The sequence below is a fragment of the Rhodospirillales bacterium genome (assembly GCA_016699855.1).
In the GTDB taxonomy this organism is placed as follows: Bacteria; Pseudomonadota; Alphaproteobacteria; order Reyranellales; family Reyranellaceae.
This window is the reverse complement of the sequence record CP064988.1, coordinates 242802-258437: the sequence shown is the minus strand read 5'-3', so window position 1 is coordinate 258437 and position 15636 is coordinate 242802. Positions and strand designations below refer to the sequence as shown.

The 15636-nt window shown below is 71.3% G+C and carries 15 protein-coding genes; 9 read left to right on the top strand and 6 right to left on the bottom strand.

From position 1 onward, the window contains the following. Positions 1 to 49: 49 nt before the first annotated feature. The gene (gene alr / locus IPK81_01185) at positions 50 to 1141 is read right to left on the bottom strand and encodes an alanine racemase (protein QQS14914.1); all 1092 of its coding nucleotides are present in this window, start codon (positions 1139 to 1141) and stop codon (positions 50 to 52) included. Between the two features lie 339 nt (positions 1142 to 1480). Between alr and tsaA the strand changes: the two genes are divergently transcribed. Then, a complete protein-coding gene (gene tsaA, locus IPK81_01180; GenBank protein QQS12929.1) occupies positions 1481 to 1945 on the top strand; it encodes a tRNA (N6-threonylcarbamoyladenosine(37)-N6)-methyltransferase TrmO in 465 nt (154 codons plus the stop codon). A gap of 6 nt (positions 1946 to 1951) precedes the next feature. On the opposite strand, the gene IPK81_01175 is transcribed toward tsaA, so the two are convergent. The 4 genes from IPK81_01175 to IPK81_01160 all read right to left on the bottom strand — a co-directional run bounded on the left by IPK81_01175 (position 1952) and on the right by IPK81_01160 (position 6653). Further along, on the bottom strand, positions 1952 to 3484 hold the full coding sequence (locus tag IPK81_01175) for a replicative DNA helicase (protein QQS12928.1): 1533 nt from the start codon (positions 3482 to 3484) through the stop codon (positions 1952 to 1954). A gap of 117 nt (positions 3485 to 3601) precedes the next feature. Then, positions 3602 to 4840: a class I SAM-dependent methyltransferase gene (locus IPK81_01170; protein QQS12927.1), complete on the bottom strand. Its 1239-nt coding sequence runs from the start codon at positions 4838 to 4840 to the stop codon at positions 3602 to 3604. Positions 4841 to 4986: 146 nt separating this feature from the next. Continuing rightward, positions 4987 to 5802, bottom strand: coding sequence for a 1-acyl-sn-glycerol-3-phosphate acyltransferase (locus IPK81_01165; GenBank protein ID QQS12926.1), 816 nt, complete (start codon positions 5800 to 5802; stop codon positions 4987 to 4989). Positions 5803 to 5909: 107 nt separating this feature from the next. Next, the gene (locus IPK81_01160) at positions 5910 to 6653 is read right to left on the bottom strand and encodes an SDR family oxidoreductase (GenBank protein ID QQS12925.1); all 744 of its coding nucleotides are present in this window, start codon (positions 6651 to 6653) and stop codon (positions 5910 to 5912) included. 159 nt (positions 6654 to 6812) lie between these two features. Here IPK81_01160 and IPK81_01155 point away from each other — a divergent pair, with 159 nt between their 5' ends. The 7 genes from IPK81_01155 (at position 6813) to IPK81_01125 (ending at position 13476) form a co-directional block, all read left to right on the top strand. After that, a complete protein-coding gene (locus tag IPK81_01155) occupies positions 6813 to 7739 on the top strand; it encodes a MoxR family ATPase (protein QQS12924.1) in 927 nt (308 codons plus the stop codon). Between the two features lie 111 nt (positions 7740 to 7850). Next, positions 7851 to 9035, top strand: a complete 1185-nt coding sequence (locus tag IPK81_01150) for a VWA domain-containing protein (protein ID QQS14913.1) — start codon at positions 7851 to 7853, stop codon at positions 9033 to 9035. A 48-nt stretch (positions 9036 to 9083) separates the two neighbouring features. After that, positions 9084 to 9404 carry an XdhC family protein gene (locus tag IPK81_01145; GenBank protein QQS12923.1) on the top strand — a complete coding sequence of 107 codons (321 nt, stop codon included), beginning with the start codon at positions 9084 to 9086 and terminating at the stop codon, positions 9402 to 9404. Between the two features lie 15 nt (positions 9405 to 9419). Further along, the gene (locus IPK81_01140) at positions 9420 to 10145 is read left to right on the top strand and encodes an XdhC family protein (protein ID QQS12922.1); all 726 of its coding nucleotides are present in this window, start codon (positions 9420 to 9422) and stop codon (positions 10143 to 10145) included. Positions 10146 to 10154: 9 nt separating this feature from the next. Further along, complete coding sequence (locus tag IPK81_01135) at positions 10155 to 11846, top strand: molybdopterin-binding/glycosyltransferase family 2 protein (protein ID QQS12921.1); 1692 nt, start codon at positions 10155 to 10157, stop codon at positions 11844 to 11846. Beyond that, entirely contained in the window at positions 11843 to 13063 is a 1221-nt protein-coding gene (gene sufS / locus IPK81_01130; protein QQS12920.1) for a SufS family cysteine desulfurase, read from the top strand. Before IPK81_01135 ends, sufS begins: the two co-directional genes overlap by 4 nt. After that, on the top strand, positions 13060 to 13476 hold the full coding sequence (locus IPK81_01125; protein ID QQS12919.1) for an iron-sulfur cluster assembly scaffold protein: 417 nt from the start codon (positions 13060 to 13062) through the stop codon (positions 13474 to 13476). The genes sufS and IPK81_01125 overlap by 4 nt, the downstream gene beginning before the upstream one ends. Before the next feature lie 16 nt (positions 13477 to 13492). Here the strand turns inward: IPK81_01125 and IPK81_01120 are convergent, their stop codons facing one another. Further along, positions 13493 to 14767 carry an MFS transporter gene (locus tag IPK81_01120; GenBank protein QQS12918.1) on the bottom strand — a complete coding sequence of 425 codons (1275 nt, stop codon included), beginning with the start codon at positions 14765 to 14767 and terminating at the stop codon, positions 13493 to 13495. Between the two features lie 148 nt (positions 14768 to 14915). Here IPK81_01120 and IPK81_01115 point away from each other — a divergent pair, with 148 nt between their 5' ends. Further along, a complete protein-coding gene (locus tag IPK81_01115; protein ID QQS12917.1) occupies positions 14916 to 15632 on the top strand; it encodes a VWA domain-containing protein in 717 nt (238 codons plus the stop codon). The last annotated feature ends 4 nt before the right edge of the window (positions 15633 to 15636 follow it).

Below are 15636 nucleotides of genomic sequence, written 5' to 3'. Positions count from 1 at the left end.
GTCAGGAAGGCCAGGGTGACGCGGCCGAGGACCGTCAGCAGCGGTATGGTCACGCGACGGCCCCGAGATATTCGCGGTGGTAGCGCCCGCCCAGCGAGGTGAGGATCTCGTATCCGTTGGTGCGGGCGCGCTCGCCGACCAGGTCGGGCGGCTGGTGCGCGCCGATCAGCTCGACGGCGACGCCGGGTTCGACCGCCGATTCCGGCAGGTCGGTGACGTCGAGCGCGATCAGGTCCATCGAGATGCGTCCGACCACCTTCACGATCGCTCCGTCGATGGCGGCCTCGCCGCGGTTGGTCAACGTCCGCATGTATCCGTCGGCGTAGCCGGCGGCGACCACCGCGATCCTGCTCGGCCGCGCCGCCCGCCATTCATGATTGTAGCCGACCCCGGACAGGGCATCAATTTGCCGGAGCTGGATGACGCGCGCGCGCAAGGTGGCGACGTTGGCCATCGGGTTCGCGGTCCCCGGGGCGGGGTTGATTCCGTACAGCGCCGCCCCGGGCCGCAGCAGGTCGAAGTGGTAGTCGGGACCGAGCAGGATGCCCGAGGAGTTCGCCAACGACGCCGGGGCGCCGGGCATGCGCTCGACGAAGGTGCGGAACCGGGCCAGCTGCTCGCGGTTCACGGGATCGGCCGGCTTCTCGGACGACACGAGATGGCTCATCAGCAGCGCCAGGCGCAGGCCGCGCAGCCGCATGCGGTCGTTCGCCAGCAGCGCGGCCTCCTCGGCGGTCAGGCCGAGCCGGTTCAGGCCGGTGTCGAAATGGATGACGGCGTCGAGCGGCCGACCGAGCCGCTGTGCGGTCGAGCGCCAGCCCGAGACATCGCCGAGATCGTTCAAGGCCGGGGTCAGCTCGTGCTCGACCAGATCGACGTCGGCGCCCGGCGGCACGCCGTTCAGCACGCATATCCAGGCGTCGGGCAGGGCGGCGCGTAGCGCGATGCCTTCGTCGACATGGGCGACGAAGAAGTGGCGGCAGCCCTCGGCGTGCAGGCGGCGGCCGACCGGCGCGGCGCCGAGGCCGTAGGCGTCGGCCTTGACGACGGCGGCGCAGTCGACCGGGCGGCCGGCGGCGCGGCCGCGATCGCGCAACGCACGCCAGTTCGCGGCGATCGCGTCGAGGTCGACGGTCAGGATCGGCGCCGGCGCGGCGGGCTTCGGGGGTCAAGGGCATGCTTCGCGGAGGGGCGCTACAGGCTCGATCTGATGGAACCCGACGGCATCGCGGCCCGCCGGTGGCGGCCCTCGACGCACGCAAGGTCGACGCCACCTATGGGCCAATGATCCATTTATATCAATACGATATGTCTTCGCGGGCGATCGTCGCCGCGGGCCCGTCAGGCGCGCCGCCGGGCGCGGGCCAGGTCGGGAACCGCCGGCCATCGGCCGCGGCGGGGGCACGTCGCCAAGCGGCGGCCGCCGACGCTATGATCCGCCGGCGGCGGGCGGCGTGTCCGTCCAGCCTATGGTGGTGTCATGGAAGCCGGCTTCAGCTTTCGTCCGATCGGGCGCGTCGAGACGCCGTTCGCGACGACCAAGGACTGTCCGCGCAACGGCCGCGCGCTTGACCCGGCGCCGGTGTGCCGCGTCCACGTGGCGCCGGAGTTCGCCGCCGGCCTGCTCAGCGTCGAGGCGTTCTCGCACCTCATTCTGCTCTATGCGCTCGACCGCGCCGGCCCGCCGGAGATGGTGTTCACGCCGCCGTTCGACAGCGCGCCGCGCGGCGTCTTCGCGACGCGCACGCCGCGGCGGCCCAACCCCGTCGGCCTGTCGGTGGTCGCGCTCGACGGGCGCGATCCGGACGCGCCGGACGGCGGCGGCGTCCTACGGGTGCGCTACCTCGACTGCGTCGACGGCACGCCGCTGCTGGACATAAAACCCTACATGCCGCGCACGGACAGCGTTCCCGACGCGACGATGGGCTGGCTGGCGCGCCCCTGAGCGGCGTCACTCGTTCGACTGGCCGTAGCTGTCCTCGAGCGCGAGGTTGTCGAACTTCGTGATGGCGCCGTCGAACTTCAGCCGCACGATACCGGTTGGTCCATGGCGCTGCTTGGCGACGATCACCTCGGCCTTGCCATAGGACTGCTCGCATCGCAGCTTCCAGGCGTCGTGGCGGTCGTTGAACCGCTCGTCGCTCTCCTCCGGCCGCCGCGACGGCTCGCCGCGCGTCAGGTAGTACTCCTCCCGGAACACGAACATCACGACGTCGGCGTCCTGCTCGATCGAGCCGGACTCGCGCAGATCGGCGAGCTGCGGCCGCTTGTCCTCGCGCTGCTCGACGGCGCGGCTCAGCTGGGACAGCGCGATCACCGGCACGTCCAGCTCCTTGGCCAGCGTCTTCAGGCCTCGGGTGATCTCGGAGATCTCCTGCACGCGGTTGACTTCGCGTCCGCGGCCGGCGCCCTGCAGGAGCTGGAGGTAGTCGACCACCAGCAGGCCCAGCCCGTGCTGCCGCTTCAGCCGGCGCGCCCGGGTGCGCAGCGCCTGGACGGTGAGGCCGGGGGTGTCGTGGATGAACAGCGGCATCATCTCGAGCTCGCGGCTCTTGGCGAGGACGGTGTCGAAATCGTGCGCGTTCATCTCGCCGCGGCGGATCTTCTCCGATGACACCAGCGCCTGCTCCGACAGGATGCGGGTCGCCAGCTGCTCGGCCGACATCTCCAGCGAGAAGAATCCGACCACGGCGCCGTCGGCCGCCCTGGCGCGCTGGTTCTCATCGAACTCCTCGCGGTAGTGGAGGGCCGCGTGGAACGCGATGTTGGTCGCCAGCGCCGTCTTTCCCATCGACGGCCGGCCGGCGAGGATCAGCAGGTCGCTGCGGTGCAGACCGCCCAGCAACTGGTCGAGCGCCGTCAGCCCCGAGGCGACGCCGGTGAGCTGGCCCTCGCGCTTGTAGGCGCTCTCGGCCATCTCGACGGCCTCGGTGAGCGCCACCTTGAACGGCCGGAAGCCGCCCTCGATCTGGCCCGACGAGGCGAGCTCGTAGAGGCGCTTCTCGGCGACCTCGATCTGCGACGTGGCCGGCTCGTCGATCTCCGGCGCGAAAGCGCCGTTCACCATCGTCTCGCCGACGTCGATGAGCTGGCGCCGCAGGTAGAGGTCGTGGATCTGGCGGCCGTAGTCGCCGGCGTCGATGATGCTGACGGCGGCGGCCGCGAGGCGCGCGATGTAGGCGACGCCGCCGCCGGCCTTGAGCGCCTCGTCCGACTCGAAGTAGGTCTTCAGAAGATCGGCCGAGACGACCTGGTTCTTCTCGATCAGCTTGGCGGCGGCCTCGAAGACGCGGCCGTGCAGGGGATCGGCGAAGTGCTCCGGCCGCAGGAAGTCCGAGACGCGGTTGTAGGCGAGGTTGTTGACGAGCACGGCGCCGAGGAGCGCCCGCTCGGCCTCGAAATTGTGCGGCGGTTCGCGCAGGCGGCCGTCGTCGGCGCCGGGCAGGCGGGCGACGTTCGAGGAGTCTCTAGCGGCGTTGTCCATGGCGGCAAACTAGGTCGCCGGACCGGCGCGCGCGAGCGTCCGATCCGGCCCGGCGGCGGCGTCGCGCGCGCTATCCCGTGAGTCCCGTGGATAACGCGCCGGGCGCGGCCGCGACGCCTATTCGGCCGCCACTTGCAAGGGCAGCTTGCGCGCCCGTTCGGCGTCGTGGATGTAGTCGCGCGTCGGTGGCACCGCGTCCTGCCGTTTCGCGATCTGCATCTGGAACACCATCTGGTTCATGTGCCGGAAGCTCATCTCGCAGGACGCGAGGTAGAACTCCCACATGCGGCAGAAGCGCTCGTCGATGCCCGGCAGCGCAAGGGCGCGGTCGCGGTTGGCCATGAACCGCCCGCGCCAGTGGCGCAGCGTCTCGGCGTAGTGCAGCCGCAGGATCTCGATGTCGGTGACCCACAGCCCGGCGCGCTCGACCGCCGCCAGCACCTCCGACAGCGCCGGCGAGTAGCCGCCGGGGAAGATGTACTTGCGGATCCACGGATTGGTGCCGCCCGGCGGCTCCATGCGGCCGATGGCGTGCAGCAGCATCACGCCGTCGTCCTTGAGCAGCGAGGAGACCTTGCCGAAGAACTCGTCGTAGTGCGCCGCGCCCACGTGCTCGAACATGCCGACCGAGACGATGCGGTCGTAGACCCCGGTCTCGTGGCGGTAGTCCTGGAGCTTGAAGCGCGCGCGGTCTGCGAGGCCCTCCGCCTTGGCGCGGCGCTGCGATACGCCATGCTGCTCGATCGACAGGGTCACCCCCGTGACGTCCGCGCCGCTCTCGCGCGCGATGTACAGCCCCATGCCGCCCCAGCCCGAGCCGATATCGAGGACCTTGTGGTCCGGGTCGACCATCAGCTTGGCGAGGAGATGCCGCTTCTTGGCCGCCTGGGCCGCCTCCAGCGGAACGTCGGGCGTCGCGAAATAGGCGCAGGAGTATTGCCGGTCGTGGTCGAGGAAGAGATCGTACAGCGCGCCGTCCAGATCGTAGTGGTGCGCGACGTTCGCCCGGGCCCTGCCGACGGGATTGCGCTGCTCGAACCAGCGCGTGACCGCCTGCAGTCGGATTGACCATTTCAGCCAGGCGGAGCGCTCGAGCGCCGCCATGTTGCGGCCCAGCAGATCGAGAAAATCGTACAGCCGGCCGTCGTCGACCGTCAGGGTGCCGGCCATGTAGGCCTCGCCGAACGCCAGCCGCGGGGACAAGGCGATCCGCAGCTCGGTCGCGCGGTCGTGGATCCGGATGGTCACCGGCGGGCCGGGGGGCGCCTCGACGACGCGGTGCGCGCGTCCGGCGGCGTCGACGATGGTGAGCGTGCCCGTATGGAGCACGCGGCGCAGAACCGTCGCGAGCAGCATACCCGATTCTCCCGGGGCGCCGCTCGAGGGGCTGACGGCGCGAAGACCCGTTTCGGGCCCGGAATTATCGATCGAGTGTAGGAACGGCGGTTGAGCGCTGTAAAGCCCCCATCATCGAGCCTCCGGCACCGCCGGCAACGCGTTGATCAGGCCGGGGTTCCCGGTTCGACGGGCGCGACGATGGCGGCGGTGCGGTCGGTCGCCGGTTCGGAGCGCGGCGCGTAGCGCGCCAGCGCGAAGGGCTGGCCGGTGAATTCCGCGACCAGGAGCGCGGTCGCGGTCTCGATCCGGTCCTCCAACTCGCGCATGAAGCCGTCCTTGTCGGGCGACGGCGGCAACGCCGGGAGGAACTCGACGGCGGCGCGGCCCGGCGTCTTCCAAAACGCCCAGCGCGGCCAGAGCAGGCCGACGCAGGTCGCGACCGGCGTCACGGCGAGATCGAGATCGCGCGACATGTAGTAGATGCCGGTGCGGTAGCGCTCCTTGTCGCCGATCGGCATCAGATGGCCCTCGGGATAGATCGTCAGCACGCGCCTCGTCTCGACCGCGCGCTTGGAGAACGCCGCGAGGTTCCGGCGCTCGCGCTCGCCGCCGCAGGTGTCAACCCGCATCATGTCCAGCCGGTAGAGGATCGGCCCGATCACCGGCCAGGAGAACAGCTCCTTCATCGCCACGAAGGCGATTCCCGGAATCAGCGCCGCCATCAGCGTGCCGTCGCACTCGCTCTGGTGCTTGCCGGCGATCAGCGCCGGACCGGCGGGGATGTGTTCGCGGCCGCGGACTTCGACATGCATGCCGCCCAGGACGCGCATCGCCCAGACGGTCAGCCGCGCCCAGGCGTGCAGGAGGGCCCGCAACGGCCGGGGCGAGGGGATCGGCAGGACGATCACGCAGACCAGCGCGATCAGGACGGTGCTGATCCAGTAGAAGACGTTGAAGGCCAACGAGCGCAGCCAAGCCATGGGACGGGCCCTTTCAGGGCGTGAGGGTGTCGTGGCCTTCGTATAATGAGTGTATGCTCATCATTCAAGATGAAAATGAACGGAACGTCATTTTTATGCGGGCCCGCCTAGTAGGTCGCCCGACCCCCGGACAGATCGAACACCGCGCCCGTGTTGAACGTGCAGAGCGGCGAGCAGAGCCAGGTCACCAGGGCGGCCGCCTCCTCGACGGTCGCGAACCGGCCCATCGGGATCTTCGACAGCATGAAGGCGATGTGTTGTTCGGTCATCTGCTGGAACATCTCGGTCTTGATCGCGGCCGGGCAGACGCAATTGGCCAGCACGCCGGTGCCGGAGAGCTCCTTGCCCAGCGACTTGGTCAGGCCGATCACCCCGGCCTTGGAGGCGGAGTAGGCCGAGGCGTTCGGGTTGCCCTCCTTGCCGGCGATGGAGGCGATGTTGACGATGCGGCCCCATTTGCGCGCCACCATCCCCGGCACGACGGCCCGGTCGCACAGGAACAGCCCGTTCAGATTGATGTCGACGACCTGGCGCCATTCGTCGAAGCCGTAGTCGGCGACCGATTTGTTCGGGCCCGTGATACCGGCGCTGGCGACGAGGATGTCGACCGCTGCCAGCTCGCGCTCGGTCCGCGCCAGCGCGCCGGCCACGCTGGATTCGGACGTCACGTCCATCGCGACCCCGACCGCGCCCGGCAGGGCGGCGGCCGATGCCGCCACGACCGTCGAATCGCGGTCCCACAGCGCGATGCGCGCGCCCAGACCGTGCAGCGCGGTGGCGCAGGCCAGCCCGATGCCCCGCGCCCCCCCGGTGACCACCGCCGTTCTGCCCTTGAACATGTCGCCGTACATCGCTCACAGCCCCCGTTGATGGCGTTCCAGGCACCTTAGCGGCCGGGTCCGCCGCCACCAACCCCGCCGAAAACGCCGCGGGTGCCGGCCGCGCGGGGGCGTATCGCGGGCGCGGGGTCTTGGTTAGTATCCGCCGCCCTTCTGGACCCGGACGAGTTGATGCGCACGCCCATTCCCGATTCGATCGACGCCACCGTCGAACTGCTCCGCCAAGGCGAATACGTCGCCGACCGCAGCCTGGCCACCGTGCTGTACCTCGCGCTCAGGATGGGGCGGCCGCTGTTCACCGAGGGCGAGGCAGGGGTCGGCAAGACCGAGATCGCCAAGGTGCTGGCGAAGTCGCTCGGACGGCGCCTGATCCGCCTGCAATGCTACGAGGGCCTCGACGCGGCCTCGGCGGTGTACGAGTGGAACTACGCCCGCCAGATGATCGAGATCCGGCTGGCCGAGGCGCAGGGCAACGTCGACCGCGACCGGCTCGGCGGCGACGTTTTCAACGAGCGCTTCCTGATCCGCCGGCCGCTGCTGGACGCGCTGCAGCCTTCGCCGGAGGGGCCGCCGGTGCTGCTGATCGACGAGCTCGACCGCACCGACGAGCCGTTCGAGGCGTACCTGCTGGAGGTCCTCTCCGACTTCCAGGTCACGATCCCCGAGCTCGGCACCATCAAGGCGCCGGAGCCGCCGATCGTCATCATCACGTCGAACCGCACGCGCGAGATCCACGACGCGCTGAAGCGGCGCTGCTTCTACCACTGGGTCGACTACCCCGACGCCAAGCGCGAGGCGGAGATCCTCGCGATCAAGGCGCCGGGCGTGCCGGCGAGCCTGTCGCGGCAGGTCGTCGGCTTCGTGCAGGAGCTGCGGAGCATGGAACTGTTCAAGGCGCCGGGCGTCGCCGAGTCGATCGACTGGGCCACCGCGCTGAGCGAGCTCAACGTGCTCGACCTCGATCCGCGCGCCATCCACGACACGCTCGGCGTGCTGCTGAAGTACCAGGACGACATCCAGCGCATCCAGGGCAGCGAGGCGGCGCGGATCCTCGACAAGGTGAAGAGCGAGATGACGGTCGCCGGGGCGGCGGGATGAGCCGCCCGCCGCGCGCCACCGCGTTCTGAGGACGCGGCCGTGTCCGAGGTCGTCCGCGCCGCCGCGTCAGTCGCGCCCGCCGTCGTCGAGGGCAAGCTCGCGACCAACGTGATGAATTTCGCGCGCGCCCTGCGCGCCGCCGGCCTGCCGATCGGTCCGGGCCGCGTGATCGACGCGGTGCGCGCCGTCGAGGTCGCCGGCCTGCGCCGGCGCGACGACCTCTACTGGACGCTGTTCAGCGTGTTCGTGAACCGGCGCGACCAGCGCGAGATCTTCGACCAGGCGTTCCACATCTTCTGGCGCAATCCCAAGCTGCTCGAGAAGATGATGGGGCTGATGCTGCCGCAGATCGACACCGGCGAGGCGGCGGATCCGGGCGAGAAGCTGAGCCGACGACTGCAGGAGGCGCTGGAGCCGGGCAAGGGAGAGTCGCCGGACGACGCCGACCAGCCGCCCGAGCTCGAGATGGAGGCGACGCTCACCTTCTCGGACCGCGAGCTGCTGCAACGCAAGGATTTCGAGCAGATGTCGGCGGCCGAGATCGCGCAGGCGCTACGCGCGATCCGCCGGATGCGCCTGCCGATCCCGGAGACCCGCACCCGGCGGACGGCGCCGGCGCCGCGCGGTTCGAAGATCGACATGCGCGCGACGTTCCGCCGCTCGCTCAAGCCGCACGGCGTGATCGAGCTGGCGCTGCGCGAGCGCCGCAAGCGCCGGCCGCCGCTGGTGATCCTGTGCGACATCTCCGGCTCGATGAGCAAGTACAGCCGGATGTTCCTGCATTTCATGCACGCCCTGACCAACGACCGCGACCGCGTGCACGCCTTCACCTTCGGCACGCGCCTCACCAACGTCACGCGCGCGCTGCGCCAAAAAGACGTCGACGTGGCGCTGGCCAAGGCGTCGGAGCAGGTCGAGGACTGGTCGGGCGGCACGCGCATCGGCGCGACCCTGGCGGAATTCAACCGGCTGTGGTCGCGCCGCGTCCTGGGGCAGGGCGCGGTGATCCTGCTGATCACCGACGGGCTCGACCGCGAGGGCGCCGCCGGCCTGCCGGAGCAGATGGACCGGCTGCACAAATCCTGCCGCCGGCTGATCTGGCTGAACCCGCTCTTGCGCTACGACGCCTACGAACCCAGATCGCAGGGCAACAAGGCGATGCTGCCGCATGTCGACGATTTCCGCCCGGTGCACAATCTGGAGAGCCTCGCCGACCTGGTGGCCGCGCTGGGCGACGAGAACCCGGGGCGGGAAGAGGGGCTTTCGACGTGGCGATCGCGGGCGCGCGCCGCGTGACATGCTAAGGTGCCGGCGTCGATCGGTGTCCGGCCGGAGGAGAATGCGATGAGCGCAGCGGAAGACGTGCTCGGCGTCGCCGAGTCGTGGAAGGCGGAGGGTCGCGGCGTCGCGCTGGCGACCGTGACGCTGACCTGGGGCTCCTCGCCCCGGCCCGTCGGCAGCCAGCTCGTGGTCGACGACAAGGGCGGCATGATGGGCTCGGTGTCCGGCGGCTGCATCGAGGGCGCCGTGGTGCGCGAGGCCATCGAGGCGATCCGCGACGGCAAGCCGCGGCTGCTGGATTTCGGCGTCACCGACGAACAGGCGTGGGACGTCGGCCTGGCTTGCGGCGGCAAGGTCCAGGTGTTCGTCGAACGGCTCGAGTAGGGCGGAAGCATCGCGATGAAGATCGAGACCCTCAAGGCGGTCCAGGCCGCGCGCACGGCGCGCCGTCCGATCGTGCTGGTCAAGCGGATCGCCGACGGCGCCGAGGCCATCGTCACGCCGGAAGGCGCGCAGGGCGCGCTGGCCGGCGACCCCGCCGCCATGGCGGCGGGACGCGCGGCGCTGGAGAGCGGCCGCAGCGAGACGGTCGAGGCCGCCGGCGGCAAGCTGTTCGTGCACGCGTTCATCCCGCCGCAGCGCCTGATCGTGGTCGGCGCCGTGCACATCGCGCAGGCGCTGGTGCCGATGGCGGCGATGACCGGTTTCGACGTCGTCGTCGTCGATCCGCGCCGCGCCTTCGCGGCCGACCACCGCTTCCCCAACGTCACCGTGCTGGGCGACTGGCCGGACGAGGCGATGGAACGGCTGGCGCCGGACTCCTCGACCGCCGTCGTGACCCTGACGCACGATCCCAAGCTCGACGATCCCGCGTTGGAAGTCGCGCTGAGATCGTCGGCTTTCTACGTCGGGTCGCTGGGCAGCCGCCGCACGCACGAGAAGCGCAAGGCGCGGCTGCTCGAGGCCGGCATCACAGAGGCGCAGTTCGCGCGCATCCGCGGTCCCGTTGGCCTCAACATCGGCGCCAAGTCGCCGGCCGAGATCGCGATCTCGATCGTCGCGGAGATCGTGCAGACCCGCGCCGCGCTGCGCGAGCCCGCGCCGGCCAAGGACCGCGCGGCCTAGGCCGCCGCCATGAGGTTCGGCGACATCCCCGTCGACGCGGCCGAGGGCGCGATCCTGGCGCACGCGCACCGCGACGGCGGCGTGAACTTCGCCAAGGGCCGCCGCCTGTCGGCCGAGGATGTCGCGCGGCTCAAGGCCGCCGGCGTGCGCGTCGTGGTCGCGGCGACCCTGGATCCGGACGACGTGCACGAGGACGAGGCGGCGCGCGCGGTGGCGCGGGCGGCGGGCGGCGACGGGTTGACGGCGACGGCGCCGTTCACCGGCCGCGCCAACCTGTTCGCCAGGGCCGCCGGCGTGCTGGTCGTCGACACCGCGCGGATCGACGCGCTGAACGCGCTCGACGAGTCGATCACCATCGCCACCCTGCCGGCGTATGTCGCCGTGACGCCCAAGCAGATGGTGGCGACGATCAAGGTCATCCCCTTCGCCGCGCCGCGGACGGCTCTCGACGCGGCGCTCGCCATCGCGGATGGACCGGCGATGGTGTCGGTGGCGCCGTTCCGCCCGCTGAAGGCGGGACTGGTGCAGACGCGTCTGCCCGGCACCCGCGACAAGGTGCTCGACAAGGCGGTCGAGACGACCCGGGCGCGCATGGCCGGCATCGGCGGCGCCCTGCACGGCGAGCGGCGCGTCGCGCACGACGCCGACGCGATCGCTGCCGCGCTGAAGGAATTGCGCGCGGCGGGCTGCGACCTGTTCCTGATCGCCGGCGCCTCGGCCATCGTCGACCGGCGCGACACGGTGCCCGCCGGCATCGAGCGGGCCGGCGGCCGCGTCGTGCATTTCGGCATGCCCGTCGATCCCGGCAATCTGCTGCTGATGGGCGCGTTCGACGGCTGCCACGCCATCGGCCTGCCGGGCTGCGCCAAGTCGCCGAAATTCAACGGCTTCGACCAGGTGCTCCAACGTCTCGCCGCCGGCCTGCAGGTGGGCCGCCGCGAGGTGATGGCCATGGGCGTCGGCGGCCTTCTCGCCGAGACGGCCGCCCGCGGCGTGCCACGCGCCGGCGGCGACGCGGTCGAGGTCGAACCGGAGGCGGCGCCGCACGCGCCGCGCATCGCCGCGCTGGTGCTGGCGGCCGGACGGTCCAGCCGCATGGGCGGCCCCAACAAGCTGCTGGCCGACATCGACGGCCGGCCGATGGTCGCGCGCATGGTCGAGGCGGCGCTGAGATCGCAGGCCGTCTCGGTGACCGTCGTGCTCGGCCACATGGCGCCGGAGGTGCGGGCCGCCGTCGCCTCGCTCGGCGCCGTCGCCGCCGATGTGCGGTTCGTCGAGAATCCGGATTTCGCGCAGGGCCTCAGCACCTCGCTCAAGGTCGGCGTGGCGTCGCTCGGCGCCGACATCGACGGCGCGCTGATGTGCCTCGGCGATATGCCGGCGGTGTCGTCGGCCCAGCTCGACCGGCTGGTCGCTGCGTTCAACCCGGTCGAGGGCCGCGCCATCTGCGTGCCCACGGTCGGCGGCAAGCGCGGCAATCCCGTGCTGTGGGACAAGCGCTTCTTCGTCGAGATGGGCGCCATCGCCGGCGATACCGGCGCGCGGCATCTGATCGGCGAGCACGCCGATCTCGTCTGCGAGGTCGAGATGTCCGGCCCCGGCATGGACGACGGCGTGCTGATCGACCTCGACACGCCCGAGGCGTTGGCGGCGTTCCGCGCCCGGCCCAAGACGGCGGCGCCCGCCGGGAGCGCCGCATGAGCTTCGACGTCGCCGCGGTGCGCCGGCAATTCCCGATCCTCCAGCGGACGGTCAACGGGCAGCCGCTTCACTACCTCGACAACGGCGCCTCGGCCCAGACGCCGGACGCCGTGCTCGACGCGGTGCGCGCCTACGAGACGACGTCGCGCGCCAACGTGCTGCGCGGCGTGCACGCGCTGGCCGAGGCGGCGACCGACCTCTACGAGAACGCGCGCGCCGACGTGGCGCGCTTCCTCGGCGCGGCGCCCGAGGAGGTCGTCTTCACCGGCGGTTGCACGGCGGCGATCAACCTCGTGGCGCACAGCTACGGCGAACGCCTGCGGCCGGGTGACGAGATCGTCCTCTCCGAGCTCGAGCACCATTCCAACATCGTGCCCTGGTACCAGCTCGCGCGCCGCTCCGGCGCCGCGCTGCGGACGCTGCCGGTGACGCCCGACGGGCGGATCGACGTGGTGGCGTTGCCGGAGGTCGTCAACGCACGCACGCGCATCGTCTCGGTGGCGCACGTCTCGAACGTCACCGGCGCGGTGGCCGACGTGGCCGCGATCGTCGCCGCGGCTCGCGCGGTCGGCGCCGTGGTGATGCTCGACGGCGCGCAGCGCGCGCCGCACGGGCCCGTCGACCTGCCGGCGCTGGGCGTCGATTTCTACGCCTTCGCCGGCCACAAGGCCTACGGGCCGAACGGTATCGGCGCGCTGTGGGGACGGCGCGAACTGCTGGAGTCGATGCCGCCCTTCATGGGCGGCGGCTCGATGATCGGCCGCGTGTCGCTGCAGGAGATCACCTGGGCGCCGTCGCCGCGCCGCTTCGAGGCCGGCACGCCGCCGATCGGTCCGGCGGTCGGGCTCGGCGCCGCCTGCCGCTGGATGATGGCGCTCGACTGGACGGCGGCCGGCGCGCACGAGATGGCGCTGGCGCAGCGCATGATGGACGGCCTGGCGGACGTGAAGGGCGCGCGCCTGGTCGGGCCGGCGGGGTTGCAGGGACGCCTGCCGGTGATCTCCTTTACGCTCGACGACGTCCATCCGCACGACACCGCGCAGATCCTGGACTCGTTCGGCGTCGCGGTGCGCGCCGGCCACCACTGCGCGCAGCCGTTGATGGACAAGCTCGACATCGCCGGCACCACCCGCGCCGGAATCGCGCCCTACAACGACGATTCCGACGTGGACGCGCTGCTGGCGGGCGTGCGCGAGGCGGTCCGGCGGTTCGCGTGAGCGACGGTCTCTATCACGAGCGCATCGTGGCGCTGGCCAAGGGCAAGGCCGGCGCCGGCCGGCTGGCGGCGCCGACCGCGACGGCGCGGCGCGACAATCCGCTCTGCGGCGACCGCGTGACCGTCGAGCTGCGGTTGGCCCCGGACGGCCGCATCGAGGAAATGGCGCACCAGGTCCGCGGTTGCGCGCTGTGCCAGGCGTCGGCCGCCGCGTTGACCGCGCGCATGGTCGGACAGCCCGGCGTCGGAATTCGCGCGCTGCGCGCCGAGATCGACGGCGTGCTCGATGGCACGGCGCCGGGCGAGGGCGATTTCGCGGCCTTCGCGCCGGTCAAGGATCACAAGAGCCGGCGCGACTGCGTGACCCTGCCGTTCGAGGCGGTGCGCGCCGCCGTCGAGGACGCCGGGTTCTGAGCGTCTGCCGGCGCCGTCAGGCGGCCGGCCGCCTCTCGCGCTCCGTCCACGGGCGCGCCCGCGAGACCAGCAACCACGCCAGCGACACCACCTCGAGCACCACGAACAGGCCGAACGCGTAGGTGTAGCCCCGCGGGTCGTAGCCGCCCGAGGCGGTGCGCGGCCACATGTCGAGGATCACGCCCATCAGCCATTGCGCCACGAAGATGCTGGCGAACATGAAGGCGTTGACGCTGGTCGTGACGCGGCCCGATAGCTCCAGCGGGAAGGCCTGGGTCAGCACCGGGAAATAGACGATCACGAAGGTGCCGAGGAAGCCGAACGGGATCCAGATCCACAGCGGATTCGACGGCGGGCAGAAGGTGACGATGGCGTGCGCCACGATGAACAGCGCGATGCCGCCGGTGGCGGTCGCGAAATTGCCGATGCCGCGTCGCGACAGCGCGCCGGCCACGAAGCCCGACGACAGGAAACCCAGCGCCATCGCGCCCGCCGTCCACGTCATCGACACCGCGCGCATCGCCTCGCCCTCGCCGCCGACATCGCGCAGCCATGGCCCGATCCACAGCGTCTGGATGCCGATGTAGGCGCATTGCTGCGCCGTGAACACCGGCACCAGCCGCCAGAAATACCCGTCGCGCAGGATGCGGCCGACATCGCGGAACTGGTCGGCGAGGCTGCCGGGCGCCTGCGAGCCGGGCTTTTCCGGCACCACCGTCCAGATCACCACCGCGACCGCCAGGGTGGCGCCGGCCAGCCAGAAGAACAGCCCGTGCCACGTCGTGATCGACAGCGCCGCCTGGGTCGGACCGGTCGCGACCAGCGAGCCGAGACCGCCGGCGGCCATGTGCAGGCCGGTCATCAGCGGCCAGCGCTCCGGCGGGAACCATAGCGTGAAGATCTTCAGCGCCCCCATCAGCCCGGCGGCGACCCCCATGCCGATCAGCGTGCGGCCGATCACCAGTCCGGCGACGGAGTCCGCCATCGCGAACATCGCCGCGCCGGCGGCGGCGGCGACCAACAGCGTGCCCTGCACGCGTCTGGGGCCGAAGCGGTCAAGCGCCACCCCCAGCGGGAGCTGGATGCCGGCGAACATGATGAAATAGGCGCTGCTGATCAGGCCGAGATTGCCGGCCGACAGATGCAGCTCGTCGGCGATCACCGGGCCGACCACCGCGTTCACCGTCCGGTACAGATAGGACAGAAAATAGGCGGCGGCGAACGGCAGATAGACGCGCAGCGCGAGGATGGTGAACGAAGGCGCCGCGGCGCCCGGATTTTGGGCAGTCATGTCCCGGCGGTCATAGCCGGCGGTCGTGGCGTCGTCCATGCGCCCAAGACCATGCCTCGAACATGGGCACTGGACGGCGCGGCCCCGGCATCCCCATATGATCACCGACCTATCGGGACGAACCGCCGGGGCTTCGGGAGGTCTGCGCATGTCCGGATCGCGCCAAACGCCGGCGCCGCTGGGAACCGGCGGGACCGTCGCCGTCGACGAGTTTCTGCGCCGCGCCGCGACGCTGCCGACGACCGGCCACGCCGGCCGCCGCGGGCGGCTACTGTTCTGCATGGACGCCACCGCCAGCCGCGAACCGACCTGGGACCGCGCCGCCAGGATCCAGGGCGAGATGTTCATCGCCGCCGAGAAGCTCGGCGGGCTCGACGTGCGGCTGGCGTTCTACCGTGGCTTCGACGATTTCAAGGCGTCGCGCTGGACGTCCGACGGCGTCGCCCTTGCGCGCCTGATGGCGCAGGTGAGATGCCTGACCGGGCACACCCAGATCGGCCGCCTGTTCACCTTCGCCGCGGAGGAGACGCGCGCGCGCAAGCTCGACGCGCTGATCTTCGTCGGCGACGCCTTCGAGGAGGAGATCGACGCCGTCGGCGCGGCGGCCGGACAACTCGGCCTGCTCGGCGTGCCGGCGTTCATGTTCCAGGAAGGGCTGTCGCCGGCGGTGGCGCGCGCCTTCAGCCAGTTCGCCAAGGTCACGAACGGCGCGCACTGCCAGTTCGACGCGTCGAGCCCCGACGAGCTGCGCAAGCTGCTTGGCGCGGTGGCGGCCTACGCCGCGGCGGGCGAGGCGGCGATGCTCGACTACGCCGGGCGCGAGGGCGGCGCCGCCGCGCGCCTCACCGACGGCCGCCGCCGCTAGGGCG